Raw genomic sequence first — 1,671 nt, forward strand, 5'->3', positions numbered from 1 at the left:
CTTCCGCTTTTCTAATAAGGAGGTATTATGATGGGCAAATGGAATGAGGAAGCAGCTCCGAATAATAATATGACAGCGGTAGAAATTAAATCGTCTAAGCTTGCGATTGGTAAACAGGAAATGGAATTTTCTGAAGAGCTTTCAGATGCTGGGGAACGAAATGAAAGGTTTAATAAGCCAAGGTATAACAAGAAATAACAAATTTTTATATATGATTTTACTGGGGAGATTGGTAAGTGATTCACCTTATTTTTAGATGAAAGAAAACGCAAACTATAAATGTTCCAGAAGGGTGGGACATCTTTTGCGGACATTTTCACTATTAAAAGGACTCCCAGTTATAGAAATAGAAAGTGGAACAAAAATTGGCGAAGTTTTTGATATAAGCATTTCAAGTGGTGGGGTCGTTACAGGCCTAATTGTTCGAAAGGGCGCTTTCTTCAAAAAATCTCTTTTACTTGAAGTGAAGAATGTTTCATCATTTGGATGGGATGGAGTCATGGTTGAGACCGAAGAGGTTCTTGTGCCGATAAAGAAAATGGACGAATACACCTTTGATAGCCAAAACCGGCTAACCGGGAAAATAATGATGACAAGAGAAGGGGAACGGCTAGGGTTATTAGAGGATGTATATTTTCAGGAAGAAGTGGGGACAATTGTAGGGTATGAACTATCGGATGGCTTTTTTTCAGATATGCTGGAAGGAAAACGCGTGGTAAAAACCGAGGCTCCCCCTGCAATTGGAAAGGACGCTATCATTGTTAATGTAAAGAAGTGAGGTGTCTGCTCCATGTTAAAATGTCCTAATTGCCAAAGTAAAGATATTGGAAAAATTGGAATCAGTCAATATTATTGCTGGGGCTGCTTTATTGAGCTAACCATTTCCCAAGGTGTAATTAATACTCATCAGGTTGAGGAAGATGGAACATTAAGTTCGCTTGATGACTTATTTGAAGAAGAAGAACGCCGGTATCTTTCCTAAATGATGCTGACCCATCGTTGCAAACTTACTGTTTAACCAAATAAACAAAATATTGTAACGAGGTGATTAGATTGAATAAAATGATAACTACAGCTATGGCATTCGGTGCTGGTATGGCTGCCTATAATCTTGTTCAAAGAAACAACTTAATGTCACGTCGTCAAATGAAAAAGATGCAAAGAAGAATTACCAGACTATTTTAACTTGAAAGAGGCTAACACTTTATTTGTGTTAGCCTCTTTTTCGGATGAATAATTTACACAATTTGCACTAAAAATAAAAAATAATTAAGGAGGGAGAACGTGGATATTCGGTTAAAATGGTATTACCGCTTGGGCTTTCTCCTTCTTCTATTTATTGTATTATTTGTTTTTTTGAAACTAAGGGAGTTATGGCTGCCCATCCTAAAAGTTACATTTGCTGTGCTGTTCCCTTTCATTATTGCTGCTTTTATATCCTATTTGCTTCATCCAATTGTAGAAAAACTTAATAATAGCGGTCTTCATAAAGGACTTGCTGTTTTCGGCATTTATATATTATTTTTCGGAGGGATTGGTTTGGCCCTTTATAAAGGGATACCAGCCTTCATACATCAATTAGAAGATTTATCGGAAAATGCGCCACAATTTGCGAATCAATATCGAGGTTGGATTGATATAATCCAGGAGAAAACCTCATCATGGCCTGAG

At 36.9% G+C, this 1,671-nt stretch carries 5 protein-coding genes; all 5 read left to right on the top strand.

Annotation, left to right across the window (positions count from 1 at the left end):
* The first annotated feature begins 27 nt into the window (after positions 1-27).
* Positions 28-198, top strand: coding sequence for a hypothetical protein (locus V7149_RS04435; protein ID WP_335344441.1), 171 nt, complete (start codon positions 28-30; stop codon positions 196-198).
* Between the two features lie 106 nt (positions 199-304).
* Positions 305-778, top strand: a complete 474-nt coding sequence (locus V7149_RS04440) for a PRC-barrel domain-containing protein (protein WP_335344442.1) — start codon at positions 305-307, stop codon at positions 776-778.
* Between the two features lie 12 nt (positions 779-790).
* Positions 791-982: a hypothetical protein gene (locus V7149_RS04445; protein WP_335344443.1), complete on the top strand. Its 192-nt coding sequence runs from the start codon at positions 791-793 to the stop codon at positions 980-982.
* 80 nt (positions 983-1,062) lie between these two features.
* Positions 1,063-1,185: a DUF3918 family protein gene (locus tag V7149_RS04450; protein WP_335344453.1), complete on the top strand. Its 123-nt coding sequence runs from the start codon at positions 1,063-1,065 to the stop codon at positions 1,183-1,185.
* A 99-nt stretch (positions 1,186-1,284) separates the two neighbouring features.
* Positions 1,285-1,671: AI-2E family transporter (locus tag V7149_RS04455; RefSeq protein WP_335344444.1), on the top strand; the 387-nt coding region annotated here is incomplete at its 3' end.

It is taken from the genome of Bacillus sp. JJ1503, from assembly GCF_036965125.1.
Lineage (GTDB): Bacteria > Bacillota > Bacilli > Bacillales > Cytobacillaceae > Cytobacillus.

What these genes read in the sequence shown, in the direction of transcription:
- V7149_RS04445 (WP_335344443.1), top strand. Translation starts at nt 791, where the DNA reads ATGTTAAAATGTCCTAATTGCCAAAGTAAAGATATTGGAAAAATTGGA.
- V7149_RS04435 (WP_335344441.1), top strand. Translation starts at nt 28, where the DNA reads ATGATGGGCAAATGGAATGAGGAAGCAGCTCCGAATAATAATATGACA.
- V7149_RS04450 (WP_335344453.1), top strand. Translation starts at nt 1,063, where the DNA reads ATGATAACTACAGCTATGGCATTCGGTGCTGGTATGGCTGCCTATAAT.